At 67.4% G+C, this 1,049-nt stretch carries 3 protein-coding genes; 2 read left to right on the forward strand and 1 reads right to left on the reverse strand.

Annotated features, from left to right (window positions below; all coding sequences use genetic code 11):
* Both EB084_26420 and EB084_26425 read left to right on the forward strand, forming a co-directional pair.
* On the forward strand, positions 1-299 hold a 299-nt coding region (locus EB084_26420), incomplete at its 5' end, for a hypothetical protein (GenBank protein NDD31798.1).
* Positions 287-643 (forward strand): hypothetical protein, encoded by a 357-nt coding sequence (locus EB084_26425; GenBank protein NDD31799.1) that lies wholly within the window; start codon positions 287-289, stop codon positions 641-643. The genes EB084_26420 and EB084_26425, both read left to right, overlap by 13 nt.
* A gap of 170 nt (positions 644-813) precedes the next feature.
* Here the strand turns inward: EB084_26425 and EB084_26430 are convergent.
* On the reverse strand, positions 814-1,049 hold a 236-nt coding region (locus tag EB084_26430), incomplete at its 5' end, for a peptidylprolyl isomerase (protein NDD31800.1).

A 1,049-nucleotide genomic window follows, 5' to 3' on the forward strand; every position in this document is an offset into this window, starting at 1 on the left:
TGGGCGTGGGGGACGCGGCCTGCGGTGTGGGAGAGGGAGAAGCAGCCGGCGGTGTGGGCGTGGGGGACGCAGTGCGCCAGGCAACAGGAGACGCATCCCTCGCCGCTCCCGGCGTGGGGGACGCCCGCGCGGGAGGCGACGGAGAGGGAGTCGGCGTGGCCGACGGCTGCGGCGAGGGCAACGTCGTCTGCGGAGACGACGGGAGGATGAGTGCGGGGTCGATGCCGAGACGTGTGACGACCTCCGCCATCACCTTGTCTGCCACGGCCGCGACGTCGACCACGTTGTGGATGCGATAGACGACCTTGCGCGGAACCCGCTTCTCATGCTCCACAAGCCCCACAAAGAGGAGATCGGAGCGCTTGATCTTGAGCCCTTTCTCACAGTAGCTGCGCTCGACGGGCTTGTCGAAGTGGTACGAGATGATGGGGAGATCGGCCTTGGTGAGGCCGGCCTTCGCACGCAGCGCGGCGAGCAGGCGGAACATCTCCTTCTCGCGCTGCAGCAGAACCTCTCCCCCGGCGTCACCCACCACGAGGATGGCGAGCGATCGCTCCTGCGAGCGCACGGGTGCGGGCGCGAAAGCAAGCGGCAGCGCCATGACCCAGAAGAGGGCGACCGTGATCACAAGTCGTCTGACTGACATGAGGTCCTTCCTGACGGCTTGGCAGGGAAGCCGTTCGGACACCGTTCGCCACGGCTGCGCGTTGTGCGCGACGCCAGCGGCTTCGCAGGGCGAGCACTTCTCCTCAGACGCGCGGTCCCCTCTTCATTGCCGCCGCACCTTCCTCTCCGCGACCAGGGCGGCCCGGATCAAGGCGCTGCGATCTCGACCCGCATGACGTCACCCTCGGTCAGCTTGTCGAGAACGTCGAGACCTTCGATGACCTGACCAAAGATGGTGTAGCGACCATCCAGGCGCGGCTGCGGGGAATGGGTGATGAAGAACTGGCTTCCGCCGGTGTCCTTGCCGGCGAGGGCCATGCCCACGGCGCCCCGCACGTAGCGCAGCGGGTTGTACTCGCATCGGATGGTGTACCCCGGCCCTC

The organism is Pseudomonadota bacterium, assembly GCA_010028905.1.
Lineage (GTDB): Bacteria > Vulcanimicrobiota > Xenobia > RGZZ01 > RGZZ01 > RGZZ01.